Source organism: Mycobacterium sp. Aquia_216 (assembly GCF_026723865.1).
In the GTDB taxonomy this organism is placed as follows: Bacteria; Actinomycetota; Actinomycetes; order Mycobacteriales; family Mycobacteriaceae; genus Mycobacterium.
This window is the reverse complement of the sequence record NZ_CP113529.1, coordinates 1,257,886-1,274,252: the sequence shown is the minus strand read 5'-3', so window position 1 is coordinate 1,274,252 and position 16,367 is coordinate 1,257,886. Positions and strand designations below refer to the sequence as shown.

The following is a 16,367-nucleotide window of genomic DNA, read 5'->3' as shown; positions in this document are numbered from 1 at the left end:
TCACGCCTCAAATACCAGAGATGCGTCCCACGGCGTGTAGGGTCCCCGGGATATGGCCTCCCGTTGGGACGCCAGTCCATTCGGGGGATACATGTCAAATAGTTCACCGGCCGCCACGCGGACGCGGTCCAACGCCGACGATGTCCGAGCGCACTACGACCTTTCCAACGAATTCTTCGCGCTGTTCCAGGATCCAACCCGCACCTACAGCTGCGCATACTTTCCCCACGACGGCATGTCGCTGCAGGAGGCGCAGGTCGCCAAGCTCGACATGACACTGGACAAGCTGGGGCTCGAGCCGGGGATGACCCTGCTCGACATCGGTTGCGGCTGGGGTTCGGTGATGAAGCGCGCCGTCGAGAAGTACGACGTCAACGTCATCGGGTTGACCCTGTCCAAAAATCAGCACTCGTACTGCCAGGAAGTTCTCGACACGATCGACTCGGATCGCTCGCACCGGGCGCTGCTGAGCGACTGGGCGGAGTTCACCGAACCGGTCGACCGAATCGTCATCATCGAAGCGCTGGAGCACTTCGGCTTCGAGCGCTACGACGATTTCTTCAAGTTCGCGTACAAGGTCATGCCGTCAGACGGCGTGATGCTGCTGCACGCGATCACCGCGCTGCACCCGAGGCAGATGACGGAGCGCGGCATACCGATGACCATTGACATGGCGAAGTTCATCCGTTTCATCCTGACCGACATCTTCCCGGGTGGGCGGCTGCCGTCCATCGAAAAGGTCGAAGAGCACTGCGCGAAGGTGGGTTTCGACGTCACTCGCCGTCACTCGTTACAGTCGCACTTCGCGACAACCCTGGACATGTGGGCACAGGCCCTGGAGGACCAGAAGGCCCAGGCCGTCGAGATCCAATCCGAAGAGGTCTACGAGCGGTACATAAAGTTCCTGACCGGCTGCGCCAATGCGTTCCGGAAGGGCTACATCGATTGCAACCAATTCACGCTGGAAAAGTAGACTCATCTGTCGGGCTGCCGGAGGCCCGGCGAGCGACGCCAGCAGCGAATGAGCATTCCGCCTAATTGTGGGTATCGTTGCTGGTCAACCAGTCGGCGATGGGTAACGGGTTTGAAGCAGTGAATTCAGGAGAACTAAAAGACAATGGCAGAGCAACCGACTAGCTCGACGAAGATCCGGACGCGTTCTGAGGATATCCAGGCGCACTACGACGTGTCCGACGACTTCTTTGCCCTGTTTCAGGATCCGACCCGGACCTACAGCTGCGCGTACTTCGAGCCGCCGGATCTCACCCTGGAAGAAGCCCAGTATGCCAAGATCGACCTCAACCTGGACAAGCTTGACCTCAAACCCGGCATGACCCTGCTCGACATCGGCTGCGGCTGGGGCACCACGATGCGGCGCGCCGTCGAGAAGTGCGACGTCAACGTCATCGGCCTGACGCTCTCCAAGAATCAGCACGCCCGGGCCGAGCAGGTCCTGGCCTCCGTCGACACCGACCGCTCTCGCGAGGTGCGGCTGCAGAACTGGGAGGACTTCGCCGAGCCGGTCGACCGAATCGTATCGATCGAAGCGTTCGAGCACTTCGGACACGAAAACTATGACGACTTCTTCAAGCGGACTTTCGACATCATGCCGGAGGACGGCAGGATGACCGTGCAGAGCAGTGTCAGCTACCACCCCTACAACATGAACGCTCGAGGCAAGAAACTGACGTTCGAGACGGTGCGCTTCATCAAGTTCATCATCACCGAGATCTTCCCCGGCGGCCGCCTGCCGACCACCGAGATGATGGTCGAACACGGCGAGAAAGCGGGATTCATTGTCCCCGAACCACTTTCGCTGCAGCCACACTATGTCAAGACGTTGCGCATCTGGGGCGACGCCCTGGAGTCCAAACGCGAAGAGGCCATCGAGATCACTTCAGTCGAGGTCTACGAACGCTACATGAAGTATCTGCGCGGCTGCGAGCACTACTTCGGCGACGAGATGCTGGACTGCAGCCTGGTGACCTACCTCAAGCCGGGCGCCGCGTCCTGATTTTCCGCGGCTGTCGGATTAGGGCTGCGTCGTTCGTCGGGTAGGTAGAGAGTGGAGCACGAGGCTCCGCTCACTACCGGAGGTGGCTAACGTGCAATATTTCGCGCTGTTGATCAGTAAAGAGCAAGACCGTCCGGCCGATGATCCAGCCGCCGCGATGGCAGCCTGGCAGAACTTCCACGCCAAAGCCGGCCCGGCGATCAAATCCGGAGACGCGCTGGCCCCGGCTGCCGCTGCGGCGGTCATCACCGGCGGCCCGGATGCGCCGATCGTCACCGACGGCCCCTTCGCCGAATCCGCCGAGGTGGCCTGCGGCTACTACGTGTTCGAAGCGGAAAACCTCGACCAGGCGCTGGCCCTGGCGCGCGACATCCCGCTCGCCACTTATGGGGCCGTGGAAGTGTGGCCCGCGGTCCACTCGATTGAGCCGTCCCGCCGGCTCACCGGCAACGACTGGCTCGCGCTGCTGCTGGAACCCGCCGCTTCCGCGCACACACCCGGCACACCGGAATGGGAGGCAGTGGCGGCAAAGCACGCAGATCTGCACGCGGCCGCGGGCGATCACGTAGTCGGCGGCGCCGCACTGCACGATCGGTCCACGGCGACGACGGTACGGGTGCGCGATGGACAGGTCCTGATCACCGACGGTCCATATGTGGAGGGCGCCGAAATCGCCACCGGGATCTACCTGCTTGCCGCGGCGGATCGCGACGAGGCCATCAAGGTCGCTTCCATGATCCCCGCCTCGACGGTGCAGGTGCGGCAATTGGCTGGAATCTCGGCACTCTAATCGCCGCAATGTCCACCCTGGACGGCGTCTTCCGCCGGGAATGGGGTCCCGCCGTAGCCGCGCTCGCGCGGTGGTCCGGCGACCTCACCATCGCCGAGGACGCCGTCCAGGAGGCCTGCGCCGAGGCGCTGCGCAGCTGGCCCCGCGACGGCATGCCCGATAGCCCCGGCGGGTGGCTGGTGACCGTCGCCCGTAACCGTGCGCGGGACCGGCTGCGCCGCGAATCTATCCGTGCCGGAAAGGAATTGGCGGCCTTGAGAAGCTACCTGGACGACATCAGGGCGCGTACCGACCACACCGACCCGCATCCGGTTCGCGATGACGAGCTGCGGATGATGTTCACCTGTGCGCATCCGGCGCTGGACCGGCCGTCGCAGTTGGCCCTCACGCTGCGGTTGGTGTCCGGGTTAACCGTCGCCGAGATCGCCCGCGCACTGCTGCAGACGGAGCCGGCCATCGGTCAGCGAATCACGCGCGCCAAGAACAAGATTCGCCATGCCAACATCCCGCTGCGGGTGCCGCCGGCGGAGCTGTTGGGCGAGCGGACACCGCACGTACTCGGTTGCGTGTATTCCGTCTTCACCGAGGGCTATTGGTCGACCGCGGGCTCGTCGGCGATTCGTGACGAACTGTGCGACGAAGGCGTTCGGCTGGCGGGCGAGCTGTGCAGTCTGATGCCAGACGAACGTGAGGCGCACGCGTTGGCCGCCCTGACGCTGTTGCATGACTCGCGGCGGGCAACGCGGATGGACGGCACGGGGATGCTGGTGCCACTCGAGGACCAGGACCGCCGCAAGTGGGACCGCGGCCGCATCGCCTGCGGCCTGGACCGGCTGCGGCAGGCCGAGGGTTCGACGGGCCCCTACCTGCCTCAGGCGGTGATCGCCGCGCTGCACGCGACGGCGCCGTCGTGGGAGCAGACCGACTGGATAACCATCTGCCTGGCCTATGACCGGCTCTTGGACCTCACCGGTTCGCCGGTGGCGGGCGCCAACCGCGCGCTGGCGGTGGGCCTGCGCGACGGCCCCGACGCCGGTCTCGAGGCGCTGGACGAAGTGGCGCGCGATCCCCGGCTGACCCGCTCGAATCTGGTCGCGACGGTCAGGGCCGATCTGCTGCGGCGCGCGGGACGTCCCAGCGAAGCGCTCACCTGGTATCGAACGGCGTTGGAGGCAGGCGGTTCTGAGCCGGGCCGCGACTTCTTGCGGCGACGTATCGCCGAATGCGGTGGATAGCCCCCCGAGACTCAGCCCCCGACCCCGCCTCAGCCGGCGCCGACTGTGAATCTGACGACGCGACACGCCGTTCGGACGTCGCAGGGTTCACAGTCGGCCGCGGAGATTTAGGCCTCGGCGAAGTTGCGGGTGACCGACGGGTCGACCGGAATGCCCGGGCCGGTGGTCGTCGACACGGTGATCTTCTTCAGGTACCGCCCCTTGGACGACGACGGCTTGAGCCGCAGCACCTCGTCGATCGCGGCGCCATAGTTCTCCGCGAGGTTCTTCTCGTCGAACGAGGCCTTGCCGATCACGAAGTGAAGGTTGGCCTGCTTGTCGGTGCGGAAGTTGATCTTTCCGCCCTTGATGTCGGACACGGCCTTGGCGACGTCGGGCGTCACGGTGCCGGTCTTGGGGTTCGGCATCAGGCCGCGCGGACCCAGCACGCGCGCGATACGACCCACCTTGGCCATCTGGTCAGGGGTCGCGATCGCGGCGTCGAATTCCAGCCAGCCGCCTTGGATCTTTTCGATCAGGTCGTCACTGCCGACAAGGTCGGCGCCGGCGGCCTGCGCCTGCTCGGCCTTGTCGCCGACGGCGAACACCACGACGCGGGCGGTCTTGCCGGTGCCGTGCGGCAGGTTGACCGTGCCGCGGACCATCTGGTCGGCCTTGCGCGGGTCAACGCCCAGCCGGATCGCCACCTCGACGGTGGAGTCCTGCTTGGTCGAGGCCGTCTCCTTGGCGAGCTTGGCCGCCTCGAGCGGGGTGTACAGGTTGTCCCGGTCGACCTTCTCGGCGGCGGCGCGGTAAGCCTTGCTGTTCTTGCTCATAGGTCTATCCAATCTGGTGTTGGGTCGTGGTTGACTCGGGCCGAAGCTGGCCCTCCCACGGTTGTCGAACTATTCGACGGTGATGCCCATCGACCGAGCGGTGCCGGCGATGATCTTGGCGGCAGCATCGATGTCGTTGGCGTTGAGATCGGTCTTCTTGGTCTCGGCGATCTCGCGCACCTGATCCCAGGTGACCTTGGCGACCTTGGTCTTGTGCGGCTCGGCCGAGCCCTTGCCCACGCCGGCGGCCTTGAGCAGCAGCTTGGCGGCGGGCGGCGTCTTGAGCGCGAACGTGAAGCTGCGGTCCTCGTAGACCGTGATCTCCACCGGGATGACGTTGCCGCGCTGGCTTTCCGTCGCGGCGTTGTATGCCTTGCAGAACTCCATGATGTTGACACCGTGCTGGCCCAGCGCGGGTCCCACCGGCGGCGCAGGGTTGGCCTGCCCCGCGGTGATCTGGAGCTTGATCAGCCCAACGACTTTCTTCTTCGGGGCCATGAGATTTGTGCGTTCCTTCCTGGTTTATGCGTCCAGCCGTTCCCGCGAACGGGCCGGCTGGCTAGATCTTGGAGACTTGGGTAAAGGTCAGTTCCACCGGCGTTTCGCGGCCGAAGATGGACACCAGCACCTTGAGCTTCTGCTGTTCGGCGTTGACCTCGTTGATCGTGGCCGGCAGCGTGGCAAACGGTCCGTCCATGACCGTGACCGATTCGCCCACTTCGTAGTCGACCTCGACCACCGGGCGTTCCAGCCCACCGGCCTCGGCGGCGGCGGCGGTGGTGGCCGCACCCTTGGCGGGCTTCTTGGCCGCACCCGGCGGCAGCAGGAACTTCACCACGTCGTCGAGCCGTAGCGCCGACGGACGAGACGTCGCACCGACGAATCCGGTCACGCCGGGGGTGTTGCGCACCGCGGCCCACGAGTCGTCGGTCAAGTCCATGCGCACCAGGATGTAGCCCGGCAGCACCTTGCGATTGACCTGCTTGCGCTGGCCGTTCTTGATCTCGGTGACCTCTTCGGTGGGCACTTCCACCTGGAAGATGTAGTCGCCGACATCCAAGTTCTGCACACGGGTCTCGAGGTTGGCTTTCACCTTGTTCTCGTATCCCGCGTAGGAGTGGATGACGTACCAGTCGCCGGGCTTGCTACGCAGGTCTGCCTTGAGTGCGGCGGCCGGGTCGGCGTCCTCGGCCGATTCCGCGGGCGCAGGGGCCTCCTGGGCCGCGTGGTCCTCTGCGGTCTCAGTGGCCTCGACGACCTCGGCGGGCTCGTCTACGTCCACCGCTTCACCGGCGGACGTGTCACCGTCGAAGGTGGTCACGGTATTCAGTCCTCTCTATCACTTGCTCAGCCGAACACCAGCAACACCAGCTTGGTCAGGCCAAGATCTGTAAGGCCGACCAGCGCCACCATGAAGGCGAGGAACACCAGCACGACGGAGGTGTAGGTGAGCATCTGCTTGCGGTTCGGCCAGATCACCTTCCGCATCTCTGCAACGACCTGCTTGAGGTAGCTGTAGACGAAAACGAACGGGTTAGCCGTACCGTCCCCGGATTTCTTCGGCTTCTTGGCCTTCTTGTCAGCTCCGGCCTTCTTGGCTGCCGGAGACTTCTTGGCCTCCTTGGAGTCCTCGACCTCGTCCGAGGACTCTTCGTCGACGTCGGTATCGGCCACTCGTTGCCGGGACCGCTTACCGGTCGGGCGTTGCGGACGGCTCACGGGCTTGGTCACGACGGCCGTCCGACCACCGGTCGTGCTGTCGTCGGTGTCACCGCCGTCGCGTGCGGCGTCGTTGGCAGCAGGGACGTCGAGGCCCTCGTCGCTCACCGCATGCTCCTTTGTTCACTCGCCATCTCACGATGCGTCCCGCGCTGAATCGGTTACTGTCCAGCATGGCACGGATCCCATTGTCCGACTCCTCCTCAGGCCGTTCCGGCCTGCATCGTCGTCGGACGTTCGCCTTCTGCAGGGGCGACAGGACTTGAACCTGCAACCTGCGGTTTTGGAGACCGCTGCTCTGCCAGTTGAGCTACGCCCCTTCGCGGTTGGCAGGCCAACCTGTGCTTACCTACGGGGCCTACATGACACGCGCGCTCTCCGTTCGGTGATCGCCGAACCTACGGACAGCGCGCTGTAATGGGAAAACCCCGAGGTCCGAGTGTACATCGGCACGTGAGTCAGATACTAATTACACCGTTCTGACGACCTGCCCGGATTCACTGTCCCATCTGAGCTGGATGTCGTCGTCCTCGGTGGTCGGGGCCCGGTATTGCCCCATCAACGTGGTATAGGCCTCCATCACCACTTCACCTTCGTCGTCGGTGCAGATGTTTTTGGTAAGGACGATGTCGGCGCCGAAACGCTCGTTGACCGACACGACGTCCATCCGCCCCCACAGCTTGTCGCCCGCCAGGATCGGCCTGTTGAAGACGAACCGCTGTTCAACCTGGACAATCACCAGGCTCTCCATGCCCAGGTCGACGTGGCGGAAGAAATCCAGCTGCACGTACTTGGCGAAGATCGTGACGAGGGTCAGCGGCGCGATGATCGCGTCGTAGCCGAGCTCGGCCGCCGCGGCCTCGTCGTAGTAAGCGGGGTGTTCGTTCTTGATGGACCGGGCGAACTCACGTAGCTGTTCGCGGCCCACGACGAAGTAATCCGGATACCGCCAGACCATGCCGCGGATGTCGGTTTTGAGCGCCATCGGGCTACGCCAGCTTGGCCGACGCGATGGCCCGTCCGAAGATCTTCTTGCCCCCGGTAGTGGCGCTGATTGCGATGACCACCGACTTGCTCTCCGGATCGACAGACTTCACCCGACCGGTGAAGACCAGCTCGGCGCCCTTCCCGTCGTTGGGCACCGGCACGACTGCCGTGAATCGCACGTTGTATTCGGTGACCGCACCGGGATCCCCGACCCACGCGGTGACGTAACCGCCGCCAATTCCCATGGTCAGCATGCCGTGCGCGATCGCGGTGTCCAGTCCGACGACCTTGGCGATCTCGTCGTCCCAGTGGATCGGGTTCAAGTCACCCGAAACTCCCGCATAGCTAACCAGATCCTGGCGCGTGAGCGGGTAGGTCTTCTCCGGAAGCTGGTCGCCCACCTTCACCGAACTGAACTCACGCAGTGGCATCAGTAAATCCCTCTTCTCCATCCTCGCCCGCACGGCCCGCCAGGGTCGTGTAAGTCTCCTGGATAGTCTCCCCGTCTTCGTTGGTGATGATGTTCTTGGTCACGATGATCTGCGTGCCGTGTGAAATCCGCATCGAATCGACGTATACGTCGCAGTAGAGCCGGTCGCCCGCCACCAGCGGCTTGAAGTACTTCAGCACCTGGTCGACCTGGACGATCTGGGCATCCTGGACCGCGACATTGGCATGCTTGAAGAACGCCGTCTGAGCCTGGTAGCCGAACACACAGCAAAACGTCAGCGGGGCCACCAGGCCCTTGTATCCGAGTTCGGCCGCGGCGTCCTCTTCGAAGAACCACGCGTCGCGGTTTTGCACGGCCGACGCATACTCGCGGATCTTCTCCCGCTCCACCTCGTAGTAGTCGGGATAGCGATAGTGCATCCCGACGATGTTTGCGGTCAACGGCACGGCTCTAAAACCTAACTGGTCAATCTCGTCTAAACAGCCAGAGCTAATTAGCGCGTCTCGCGATGCGCCTGGTGCTGGCCGCAGTTCGGGCAGAACTTCTTCAGCTCCAGCCGGTCCGGGTCGTTGCGGCGGTTCTTCTTGGTGATGTAGTTGCGGTGCTTGCACACCTCGCAGGCCAAAGTGATCTTCGGCCGCACATCCGTACTGGAAGCCATATCAGTTCTCTCTCACACTTCACATTGTTGTGTTGTAGCGATGGCCGGACTCGAACCGGCGACCTAACGATTATGAGTCGTTCGCTCTAACCGACTGAGCTACACCGCCTCTGGTACCCGCCGTCCGCCTGTTCGGCGTCCGCCGAGCCCCCTAACGGAATCGAACCGTTGACCTTTTCCTTACCATGGAAACGCTCTACCGACTGAGCTAAGGGGGCCTGAAACCCGTAGCGACCAGTCGTGCCGCGGGCCTAAAAGAGGGTACAGCGCGACGCGCGACGGCACCAAACCACGTGCGGAAGTTCAGCCACCATCGCTATTGCGATGCGGTAGCCACGCGCTGAGGTCGCTGAACTCGTCGTAAACGTCCTCTTGGTCGCCATCTGCGTCCGGGGTGTCGTCGAGCAGAGTCCGCAGCGCGAGGTGGACGGCCTCGCGCGCATCAGACAGGTGATATCGACGTTTTGCTTCTTGGACCAGATCGTCGTCGATCTCGATCTCGACCTTCTTCAACATGAACCAACAATACCCACCGGACACCAGCCAGGCGTTCGCCAGAAAGCGCGATTGACAGGCCGCGATGCGCCCGAACTACGAGGTTGCTCGACCGGGTCATAGTCTGATGCGGTGACAGAATCGTCAGCGGACCGATTGTATTTCCGCCAACTGCTCGCCGGCCGCGATTTCGCTGCCGGCGACGTGTTCGCGACACAAATGCGCAATTTCGCATACCTGATCGGTGATCGTCAGACCGGGGACTGCGTCGTAGTCGACCCGGCGTATGCCGCCGGCGAGCTGGTCGACGCGGTGGAAGCCGACGGCCTGCACTTGTCCGGGGTGCTGGTCACTCACCACCACCCGGACCATGTGGGCGGCTCGATGATGGGCTTCGAACTCAACGGACTCGCCGACTTGCTGGAGCGGACGAGTGTGCCGGTGCACGTGAATACCCATGAGGCGCTCTGGGTTTCGCGGGTCACCGGGATTAGTGTCGACGACCTGACCACCCACGAACACGGCGACAAGATCAACATCGGCGATATCGAGATCGAGCTGCTGCATACCCCGGGTCATACGCCGGGTAGTCAGTGCTTTCTGCTCGACGGCCGGCTGGTTGCCGGTGACACGCTGTTCCTGGACGGCTGCGGACGCACCGACTTTCCGGGCGGCGACTCCGACGAGATGTACCGCAGCCTGCAGCAACTGGCCGCGCTGCCCGGCGATCCGACCGTCTTCCCGGGGCATTGGTATTCCGTCGATCCCAGCGCGTCACTGACAGAGGTCAAACGCTCCAACTATGTGTATCGCGCCACCAATCTTGATCAGTGGCGAATGTTGATGGGCGGCTAGCTGATTGAGCGGGCGTTTCTCGCGTTCGATATTTGCGCCAACATGATTAATCACATGGTCATTGCGATTCCGCAGCCGGGCCAGCAGAATTTCGGATGCACATCGCTGTGATATAAGCGGAGGGATGGATTCAATGGGGTGGATCCAGGGCAGCTGGCACGGGGTCACCAATGTTGAGTCCAGCACCTGGTTGGCGTGGGCTGCCTGGGCGGCGATCGCGCTTGGCGTGGTCGCGCTGGTCTTCGCCAACCACCAGATCGGCCGAAACCGCCGGTTGGTCGCCGAGCAGACGCGCCCACACGTCGGCATGTTGATGGAACCGCATGCCGCGGACTGGCATGTGATCGAGCTGGTCGTCCGGAATTTCGGCCGAACCGCGGCCTACGACATCCGCTTTTCATTTCCGACTCCGCCAACGGTGGCCGAATACGAAAATTCCACCGACGGATATGCCGAAGTCGTCGAACTGCAGCTGCCCCGCGAATTGCCGGTACTCGCGCCGGGCCAGGAGTGGCGGTTGGTCTGGGATTCGGCGCTCGACCGCGCGGAAATCGGCGGTGCCATCGAATCTCGCTTCACCGGGTCGGTGACCTACTACGACCGCCCGGACAAGCCGCGCGGGTGGCGGTTCTGGGAGCGCGAGCGCCAGCCGCTGGAGACGAACGTGGTACTGGACTGGGATGCCCTGCCGCCCGTTCAGCGCATCGAGCTGATGACGACGCATGACCTGGCCAAGAGGGAAAAGCAGAAACTGGAACTGCTACGCAGCCTGCTGACCTACTTCCACTACGCGAGCAAGGAAACTCGTCCCGACGTGTTCCGCGCCGAGATCGAACGAATCAACAACGCGGTGGCCGAAACTCAGGACCGCTGGCGCGCCCGGCAGCTCGACGCACCCACTGACGTCGGCCTGCGCTGGGCTAACTCCCCGGACGATCTCGGTAAACATCGCGGCGAGCAGGTCTGACCGTCGTACGTCCGGCCCCGCGGGGTTCAGGCAATGTCAATCTGATTCAATCGATTGCCTGTAGCGAAGGAGTTCTCATGAGCGGACCGGTCACCTACAGCCGCAAGGATGCCATCGCGGTCCTCAGGATGGACGACGGCAAGGTCAATGCGCTCGGCCCGACCATGCAGTCGGCGCTCAACGAGGCCATCGACCAGGCCGACAGCGATAACGTGGGCGCGATCGTCATCACCGGCAATGAGCGAGTATTCAGCGGCGGATTCGACCTGAAGATCCTGACCTCCGGCGAGACGCAGCCCGCGATCGACATGCTCAGGGGCGGCTTCGAGTTGTCTTATCGGCTGTTGTCGTACCCGAAACCGGTGGTGATCGCCTGTACCGGACACGCCATCGCGATGGGGTCGTTCCTGTTGTCCTCCGGCGACCACCGGGTGGCGGCGCACGCCTACAACATCCAGGCCAACGAGGTGGCGATCGGCATGACGATCCCCTACGCGGCCCTGGAGATCATGAAGCTGCGGCTGACCCGGTCGGCCTATCAGCAAGCCACGGGGCTGGCGAAGACCTTCTTCGGTGAAACGGCGCTCGCCGCTGGCTTTGTCGACGAGATCGTGTTGCCCGAGATGGTGGTCAGCCGTGCCGAGGAAGCCGCGCAGGAATTCGCCAGCCTGCACCAGCACGCCCACGCCGCAACGAAATTGCGGGCCCGCGCCGACACTCTCAAAGCGCTGCGCGCCGGAATCGACGGCATAGAAGCCGAATTCGGTCTGTAGGGAGAAGGCGACGCGGTTGCCGTGGCAACCGCCCCACCTCCCGTCGCCTCCTCCATCCCGAAGTCTGGCACGCTGGCGCCCAGCCGTCACTTCACCCTTGGGCTGGATCCGATAGCGGCCAACCGCCGCCGCGGAAGTGTTTCAGATACGTCGGCCAGTCCCACGTCGAAAGGAACTCCTGGGCGGCCTCATAGCCATGGTCGTAGAGCTCTTCCAGGCGCGCCCTCGGGACATCGAAGTCGAGCACGCCCACATTGGTCGATTCGACCGCGATCGCGCGGGCAGCGACCCACGGCTGGTTGAGGTGGGTCTGGTCGTGGCCGGCCAGCATCGTGGTGAGCAGGCTTTCCAGCAATGCCGTCTGTGCAAAAAAGCGCAGCGGCTTCAACGCCGGCATCACCGCACCGATGCCCTCGGTAGGCCTCGGCAAAACCGTGATACCAAACGTGGGCCACCGCGGAGCTTTGCCGTCCGGGCGGTCGAAGGTGTCGATCGGGAAATTCGACAGCACGCCACCGTCGACGAGTGTCGATGTCGCACCGCTGACACCCTCCAGCTTGACCGGGCGGTAAAAGAACGGGATCGCCATTGAAGCGCGCACCGCTTGGGCGACCGGCTGCTCATCGGGGTCCAGTCCATAGAGCCGCCGGTAATCCCACGGCAACCTGACCAGCTGCGCCGCAGTCAGGTCGGCGACTGTGACCACCAGCCGAGAGCGCCGCGCCTTGGGAATCTGTTCCTCGTCGAGGAGTAGATCTCCAAAGGAGGTGACACCCAGGTTCTTCAGCTCGCTGCGGATCCAGTCGTGCGCCACATCGCCCCGGTACAGGCTGGTTCCCCTCACCAGCCCCCAGGCTTCACCGAGCACCGGGACGGATCCCGCGTCCCGCCACTTGTCCAGCGGTACCGAGAACGCGAGGTCCTTCACTTCCTGGCTGCTCAGCCGGTCAGCTCCGGCAGACAAAATCGCGGCGACCACCGAGCCGGCCGAAACACCGGACACCCTCCTGATCGAATATCCGGCATCCATGATGGCCACGACGGCGCCCACCAGGCCGATGAATTTCACTCCGCCGCCGGAGAGCACGAGATCGACAGTGTTGCATTGGTCCGCTTTCGCCATCTAGCTTTCCGCCGAAACCCAGTCGTAGGCAAGATATTTGCCGTCGAAGGTCACGACGATACGGTCGCCCGAGGGGTGAGGTTTCTTCTCCAGGTCGACGCTGAAGTTGATCGCGCTCATGATGCCATCACCGAACTGCTCGTGGATGAGTTCCTTGATGGCGGGGCCGTACACCTGAAGCGCTTCGTAGAAGCGGTAGATGGTGGGGTCGGTCGGCACCGCCGTGGGCAGCCCGCCGCGCATCGGCGGCGCCGCCAGCACGGGCACCGCCGACTCCTCGAGACCCAGCATCTCGGCCAGCACCTTGCCGAGCTCCGCTGGAATCGGATGCTGGCCGAGCAACGCCGACGTGGTCCACACCACCGGCCGGTCGATGGCATCGGCCAGCTCCTGCCACGTCAAGCCGCGCGTCAGGCGCGCAACGACGATCTGTTCGGTGATCTCGTTTCTGTTCATGACATTCAGCATGCCCTAGCACTGCGTCGACCACGACTCGCAATCTCTACTCCCGCCCGCGAAAGGGTTTCGAGAACACCGTGATTCGCGTTGCTACCACCGCCGTGTCGCCATCAGCCGAGTGTTCCGCGGCCCAAGGCATCTGCTCGTCGACTACGACGCGATCCTGCCCTGACCCGCCGCTGGCATCAGCCCGGTTTCGTCGCGGTGACCAAACGGGTGGCGAACCAGGGACCGCCGAACCACATGCGCCAGCCGAGGTTGCGCCGCCGCACGTTGTGCCAACCCAGTTGGCGCAAATGAGCGGCGTGGCGATTCGTTTCCCAGAGGTCGGCGATCGCGAGTCGAGCACCCGGGCGCAGCACTCGAACCGCTTCGTCCAGCGCCTTTCGCCGGCCCTCGTGGGTCCCAATGTTGTGGATGGCCAAACTGCTGACGATGGCGTCCACGCTCTCGTCGGCCAAGGGCAGCGCGGTCATGTCCGCGGTGTGCACCTCGATGAGCTCGGCGACGCTTTCCAGGTCCGCGTTGGACAACGTTGCCTGCTGCGAATTGTCGGTCTGGTCGGCACGCCACAGATCGACGCCGATCGCGCGGCCGCGCGGCACCCGCTTCGCGGCGGCGAGCAACACCGCACCGCGCCCGCATCCGAGATCGAGCACGGTTTCGTCGCCCCGCAGCCCCAGCTCGTCGAGGATCCGCTCCCACGCCACGAACTTGCCCCGTCTCGTCGCGTAGATGTAGGACGCGGTCGTCGCGAGCACCTGGACTGCCGAGGCCGCACCGAGCGCCGCCGCCAGCCGGTTGCCGCGGGCCAGGGCGACACCGGCGGCCGCGAACAGGACGGCAGAAATGCCGGCCACGCCGCCGACCTGCGCCCTGGGCGAAACCCTGTTGAAAGACCCGTCGTATCCGTATTCGCCTTGGTGCTCGCGCGTCAGTCCCGTGTCCGCCACCGTGTCACCTACCAGCGTCCGCGGTGGACGACCTCGTCGAACGGGCGCCGGTCCGGCTTACGGATCGGGGTGATCGGACGGTCGGCCGGATATCCGACGCCGAGCATGAAAGCCACCAGGTAGTCGTCCGGGACGCCCAGGATCGCGCGCGCCTTCTCCTGGTCACCGACCGACGAATGGCCGGTGCCGATACCCAGGTCGGTGGCCGCGATCATCATCGCCATCGTCGCCTGACCGACGTCGTAGTTGTCGGTCACCAGCCGGCGCTCGTCCGGGGGAACCGGCACGACCAACACGATCGCGGCCGGAGCCGACGCGATATGACCGGCGCCGCGCCAAACCGTGGACAGCTCCTGCAGCTGAGCCGGATCGGTGACGATCACGAAGTCCCACGGCTGGCGGTTTTTCGCCGACGGCGCCCGCCATCCGGCCTCGGCGATCCGATTCAGGTCGTCCTCCGGCACCGGTCGCGGCTGGTATTGACGAACATTGCGCCGAGCGCAGATAGCGTCCCAGGTTTCCATCTCGTTCCTCTCTCGTCTGCGCGCGCCCACACCGCGAATGCTGGTGTGCTCTACCCGTTCTCAGGCTAGCCACACCGGATTCGTCAAGGCGACCATCGCGCCGAGCCGGCCGCGCCGCCCGTCGCGTACCTCGAGTCGGGCAAAGCGCGCCGACGTGGCGTCGAACTCCCATTGCAACCTGCTCCGTGCCGAGGTTACCGGCGCTCGGCCGATGCAGCCGGTTGCGGTGATCAGGGCGGCACTGGCACCGGGCGCTCCGCTGATGACCGCGGTGACCGTCGCCGCGGCGCCGGGCGGTACCCGCAGCTGCTGGCCGGGGCCGGCCACGTCGCCGCCGCTCGCGCGGGACGCGGTCAGTTCGCACGCGACCTCGCGTGAACCGACGATGTACGAGCGGCCGCGGCGCAGGCCGTCGACGATCGCGGGGACCGACAACTCGGCCGCGTGCACGGCCGTCTGCGGCGCGCCGACCAGCTGGCGTTTGGCGTGGGAGTCGCTGCCGCCGACCGCGGCGACGCGCCGGCCCTGCCGCAGTAGTCGTTGCCAAATACGAAGGGCTACTTCATCATCGACGTTCCACCGGCCATTCCACACCTCCAGCGCGTCCACGTCGGTGAAACCGAATTCCCACGCCGAGCCCGGCACCGGCGCGGCGGGGTGGGCAGCGACCACCAAGCCACCGTCTTGGCGAACCTCGGCAGCGAAGCGGGGAAACACCCCGTCGCGCGGCCCGTATCGCCAGTCGACCCAGCCGCGCGGAGGCAGGCCGACGGCGAGCCAATGACCGTGGCGGGTGGTGACCTCCACGCCCGGAATCACCAGGAGCGATCCGGTGCGGCACGCGGGCCAAACCCGGTTGGCCGAGTTGGTGTTGTGCTCGGTCGAAACGATGAAGTCGAGCCCGCCGGCGTGCGCGTCCGACACCAGCTCAGCGGGATCACGCTCACCGTCGGAATGCTCCGTATGCAGATGCAGGTCGCCGCGGTACCAGCGCGCACCACCGACCGAGGCGGGTATGAACGCCGTCGGCAAACCGTCCGGCGCGACCGGCGGCGCGGGTGGCGTGGCGGGCTGGTCGCTGTCCAGCGTGACCCGCACCTGCCATGCCATCCCCCACGGACTGAGGACCACGGGGCCCAGCGCCACCGCCCATACGCCCGGCTCGATGGGGCCGGCCAGGTAACCGGGCGTGGCATAGGCACTGGAGATCACAAAGCCGTCGCGGGCGCCGCCGGACCAGCCCTTGAACCCGGCCGCATTACCCATGTCGTAGCCGGCCGGCCCAAACATCCCTAGATCCAACACATTTCGTGCCGGGCCACCCACACCGAAGTCGTGGGAGGTGGCCACCCGAATTTGTTGCACGCCGGGCGGCACGTCGAACGGCAGGTAAGCCCAGCGGTAGATACCAAAACCAAATCGTCCCGAAAACGCTATCTCGATCGGTTTGCCCGCGGTGATGGCGCCGGGCGCGACCTTGGCAATGCTCATGGCTTCTCCTGTCGGCGTGTCGCCACTCCGACCCACCCCAATTGACGGCGTCGGT

Annotated in this window: 21 protein-coding genes and 3 tRNA genes; 7 read left to right on the top strand and 17 right to left on the bottom strand. The window is 64.7% G+C overall.

What is annotated here, in order from left to right; genetic code table 11:
- Positions 1-91: 91 nt before the first annotated feature.
- The 4 genes from OK015_RS06155 (at position 92) to OK015_RS06140 (ending at position 4,039) form a co-directional block, all read left to right on the top strand.
- A complete protein-coding gene (locus tag OK015_RS06155; RefSeq protein ID WP_268130006.1) occupies positions 92-973 on the top strand; it encodes a cyclopropane mycolic acid synthase family methyltransferase in 882 nt (293 codons plus the stop codon).
- 144 nt (positions 974-1,117) lie between these two features.
- Positions 1,118-2,014 (top strand): hydroxymycolate synthase MmaA4, encoded by an 897-nt coding sequence (gene mmaA4, locus OK015_RS06150; RefSeq protein ID WP_268130005.1) that lies wholly within the window; start codon positions 1,118-1,120, stop codon positions 2,012-2,014.
- Positions 2,015-2,105: 91 nt separating this feature from the next.
- On the top strand, positions 2,106-2,804 hold the full coding sequence (locus OK015_RS06145; protein WP_268132481.1) for a YciI family protein: 699 nt from the start codon (positions 2,106-2,108) through the stop codon (positions 2,802-2,804).
- An 8-nt stretch (positions 2,805-2,812) separates the two neighbouring features.
- A complete protein-coding gene (locus OK015_RS06140) occupies positions 2,813-4,039 on the top strand; it encodes an RNA polymerase sigma factor (protein ID WP_268130003.1) in 1,227 nt (408 codons plus the stop codon).
- A 107-nt stretch (positions 4,040-4,146) separates the two neighbouring features.
- Here OK015_RS06140 and rplA read toward each other — a convergent pair whose 3' ends face one another.
- From rplA to OK015_RS06080, 12 genes are all read right to left on the bottom strand, one after another.
- A complete protein-coding gene (gene rplA, locus OK015_RS06135; protein ID WP_268130002.1) occupies positions 4,147-4,854 on the bottom strand; it encodes a 50S ribosomal protein L1 in 708 nt (235 codons plus the stop codon).
- 69 nt (positions 4,855-4,923) lie between these two features.
- A complete protein-coding gene (gene rplK, locus OK015_RS06130; RefSeq protein WP_267732036.1) occupies positions 4,924-5,352 on the bottom strand; it encodes a 50S ribosomal protein L11 in 429 nt (142 codons plus the stop codon).
- Between the two features lie 61 nt (positions 5,353-5,413).
- Positions 5,414-6,175, bottom strand: a complete 762-nt coding sequence (nusG, locus tag OK015_RS06125) for a transcription termination/antitermination protein NusG (RefSeq protein ID WP_268130000.1) — start codon at positions 6,173-6,175, stop codon at positions 5,414-5,416.
- 26 nt (positions 6,176-6,201) lie between these two features.
- Entirely contained in the window at positions 6,202-6,681 is a 480-nt protein-coding gene (secE, locus tag OK015_RS06120) for a preprotein translocase subunit SecE (RefSeq protein WP_268129998.1), read from the bottom strand.
- Between the two features lie 139 nt (positions 6,682-6,820).
- Positions 6,821-6,893: transfer RNA gene (locus OK015_RS06115), tRNA-Trp, on the bottom strand.
- 149 nt (positions 6,894-7,042) lie between these two features.
- On the bottom strand, positions 7,043-7,558 hold the full coding sequence (gene hadC / locus OK015_RS06110; RefSeq protein WP_268129996.1) for a (3R)-hydroxyacyl-ACP dehydratase subunit HadC: 516 nt from the start codon (positions 7,556-7,558) through the stop codon (positions 7,043-7,045).
- Between the two features lie 4 nt (positions 7,559-7,562).
- Positions 7,563-7,991 (bottom strand): (3R)-hydroxyacyl-ACP dehydratase subunit HadB, encoded by a 429-nt coding sequence (hadB, locus tag OK015_RS06105; protein WP_268129994.1) that lies wholly within the window; start codon positions 7,989-7,991, stop codon positions 7,563-7,565.
- Entirely contained in the window at positions 7,978-8,457 is a 480-nt protein-coding gene (gene hadA / locus OK015_RS06100) for a (3R)-hydroxyacyl-ACP dehydratase subunit HadA (RefSeq protein WP_268129992.1), read from the bottom strand. The genes hadB and hadA overlap by 14 nt, the downstream gene beginning before the upstream one ends.
- Positions 8,458-8,504: 47 nt before the next feature.
- The gene (gene rpmG, locus OK015_RS06095) at positions 8,505-8,672 is read right to left on the bottom strand and encodes a 50S ribosomal protein L33 (protein ID WP_112707785.1); all 168 of its coding nucleotides are present in this window, start codon (positions 8,670-8,672) and stop codon (positions 8,505-8,507) included.
- Between the two features lie 35 nt (positions 8,673-8,707).
- Positions 8,708-8,781: transfer RNA gene (locus OK015_RS06090), tRNA-Met, on the bottom strand.
- A 36-nt stretch (positions 8,782-8,817) separates the two neighbouring features.
- Positions 8,818-8,890, bottom strand: a tRNA-Thr gene (locus OK015_RS06085).
- An 85-nt stretch (positions 8,891-8,975) separates the two neighbouring features.
- Positions 8,976-9,188 (bottom strand): type II toxin-antitoxin system VapB family antitoxin, encoded by a 213-nt coding sequence (locus OK015_RS06080; protein WP_268129989.1) that lies wholly within the window; start codon positions 9,186-9,188, stop codon positions 8,976-8,978.
- A gap of 111 nt (positions 9,189-9,299) precedes the next feature.
- Here OK015_RS06080 and OK015_RS06075 point away from each other — a divergent pair, with 111 nt between their 5' ends.
- From OK015_RS06075 to OK015_RS06065, 3 genes are all read left to right on the top strand, one after another.
- Positions 9,300-10,022: an MBL fold metallo-hydrolase gene (locus OK015_RS06075; RefSeq protein WP_268129988.1), complete on the top strand. Its 723-nt coding sequence runs from the start codon at positions 9,300-9,302 to the stop codon at positions 10,020-10,022.
- 124 nt (positions 10,023-10,146) lie between these two features.
- Positions 10,147-10,989, top strand: a complete 843-nt coding sequence (locus OK015_RS06070; protein WP_268129987.1) for a hypothetical protein — start codon at positions 10,147-10,149, stop codon at positions 10,987-10,989.
- A 77-nt stretch (positions 10,990-11,066) separates the two neighbouring features.
- Positions 11,067-11,762: a crotonase/enoyl-CoA hydratase family protein gene (locus OK015_RS06065; RefSeq protein ID WP_268129986.1), complete on the top strand. Its 696-nt coding sequence runs from the start codon at positions 11,067-11,069 to the stop codon at positions 11,760-11,762.
- Between the two features lie 91 nt (positions 11,763-11,853).
- On the opposite strand, the gene OK015_RS06060 is transcribed toward OK015_RS06065, so the two are convergent.
- The 5 genes from OK015_RS06060 to OK015_RS06040 form a co-directional block, all read right to left on the bottom strand.
- On the bottom strand, positions 11,854-12,885 hold the full coding sequence (locus tag OK015_RS06060; RefSeq protein ID WP_268129985.1) for a patatin-like phospholipase family protein: 1,032 nt from the start codon (positions 12,883-12,885) through the stop codon (positions 11,854-11,856).
- Positions 12,886-13,341 (bottom strand): cyanase, encoded by a 456-nt coding sequence (cynS, locus tag OK015_RS06055; RefSeq protein ID WP_442791211.1) that lies wholly within the window; start codon positions 13,339-13,341, stop codon positions 12,886-12,888.
- 188 nt (positions 13,342-13,529) lie between these two features.
- Positions 13,530-14,297: a class I SAM-dependent methyltransferase gene (locus tag OK015_RS06050; RefSeq protein WP_268129982.1), complete on the bottom strand. Its 768-nt coding sequence runs from the start codon at positions 14,295-14,297 to the stop codon at positions 13,530-13,532.
- An 8-nt stretch (positions 14,298-14,305) separates the two neighbouring features.
- On the bottom strand, positions 14,306-14,821 hold the full coding sequence (locus OK015_RS06045) for a nitroreductase family protein (RefSeq protein ID WP_268129981.1): 516 nt from the start codon (positions 14,819-14,821) through the stop codon (positions 14,306-14,308).
- A 60-nt stretch (positions 14,822-14,881) separates the two neighbouring features.
- A complete protein-coding gene (locus OK015_RS06040; protein ID WP_268129979.1) occupies positions 14,882-16,312 on the bottom strand; it encodes a CehA/McbA family metallohydrolase in 1,431 nt (476 codons plus the stop codon).
- Between the last annotated feature and the right edge of the window lie 55 nt (positions 16,313-16,367).

Bases quoted from the DNA above. Each gene is read 5' to 3' on its own strand.
- OK015_RS06155 (WP_268130006.1), top strand. From the start codon at position 92: ATGTCAAATAGTTCACCGGCCGCCACGCGGACGCGGTCCAACGCCGAC.
- mmaA4 (WP_268130005.1), top strand. From the start codon at position 1,118: ATGGCAGAGCAACCGACTAGCTCGACGAAGATCCGGACGCGTTCTGAG.
- OK015_RS06140 (WP_268130003.1), top strand. From the start codon at position 2,813: ATGTCCACCCTGGACGGCGTCTTCCGCCGGGAATGGGGTCCCGCCGTA.
- rplA (WP_268130002.1), bottom strand. From the start codon at position 4,854: ATGAGCAAGAACAGCAAGGCTTACCGCGCCGCCGCCGAGAAGGTCGAC.
- rplK (WP_267732036.1), bottom strand. From the start codon at position 5,352: ATGGCCCCGAAGAAGAAAGTCGTTGGGCTGATCAAGCTCCAGATCACC.
- hadC (WP_268129996.1), bottom strand. From the start codon at position 7,558: ATGGCGCTCAAAACCGACATCCGCGGCATGGTCTGGCGGTATCCGGAT.
- hadB (WP_268129994.1), bottom strand. From the start codon at position 7,991: ATGCCACTGCGTGAGTTCAGTTCGGTGAAGGTGGGCGACCAGCTTCCG.
- rpmG (WP_112707785.1), bottom strand. From the start codon at position 8,672: ATGGCTTCCAGTACGGATGTGCGGCCGAAGATCACTTTGGCCTGCGAG.
- OK015_RS06080 (WP_268129989.1), bottom strand. From the start codon at position 9,188: ATGTTGAAGAAGGTCGAGATCGAGATCGACGACGATCTGGTCCAAGAA.
- OK015_RS06070 (WP_268129987.1), top strand. From the start codon at position 10,147: ATGGATTCAATGGGGTGGATCCAGGGCAGCTGGCACGGGGTCACCAAT.
- OK015_RS06065 (WP_268129986.1), top strand. From the start codon at position 11,067: ATGAGCGGACCGGTCACCTACAGCCGCAAGGATGCCATCGCGGTCCTC.
- OK015_RS06060 (WP_268129985.1), bottom strand. From the start codon at position 12,885: ATGGCGAAAGCGGACCAATGCAACACTGTCGATCTCGTGCTCTCCGGC.
- cynS (WP_442791211.1), bottom strand. From the start codon at position 13,341: ATGAACAGAAACGAGATCACCGAACAGATCGTCGTTGCGCGCCTGACG.
- OK015_RS06045 (WP_268129981.1), bottom strand. From the start codon at position 14,821: ATGGAAACCTGGGACGCTATCTGCGCTCGGCGCAATGTTCGTCAATAC.
- OK015_RS06040 (WP_268129979.1), bottom strand. From the start codon at position 16,312: ATGAGCATTGCCAAGGTCGCGCCCGGCGCCATCACCGCGGGCAAACCG.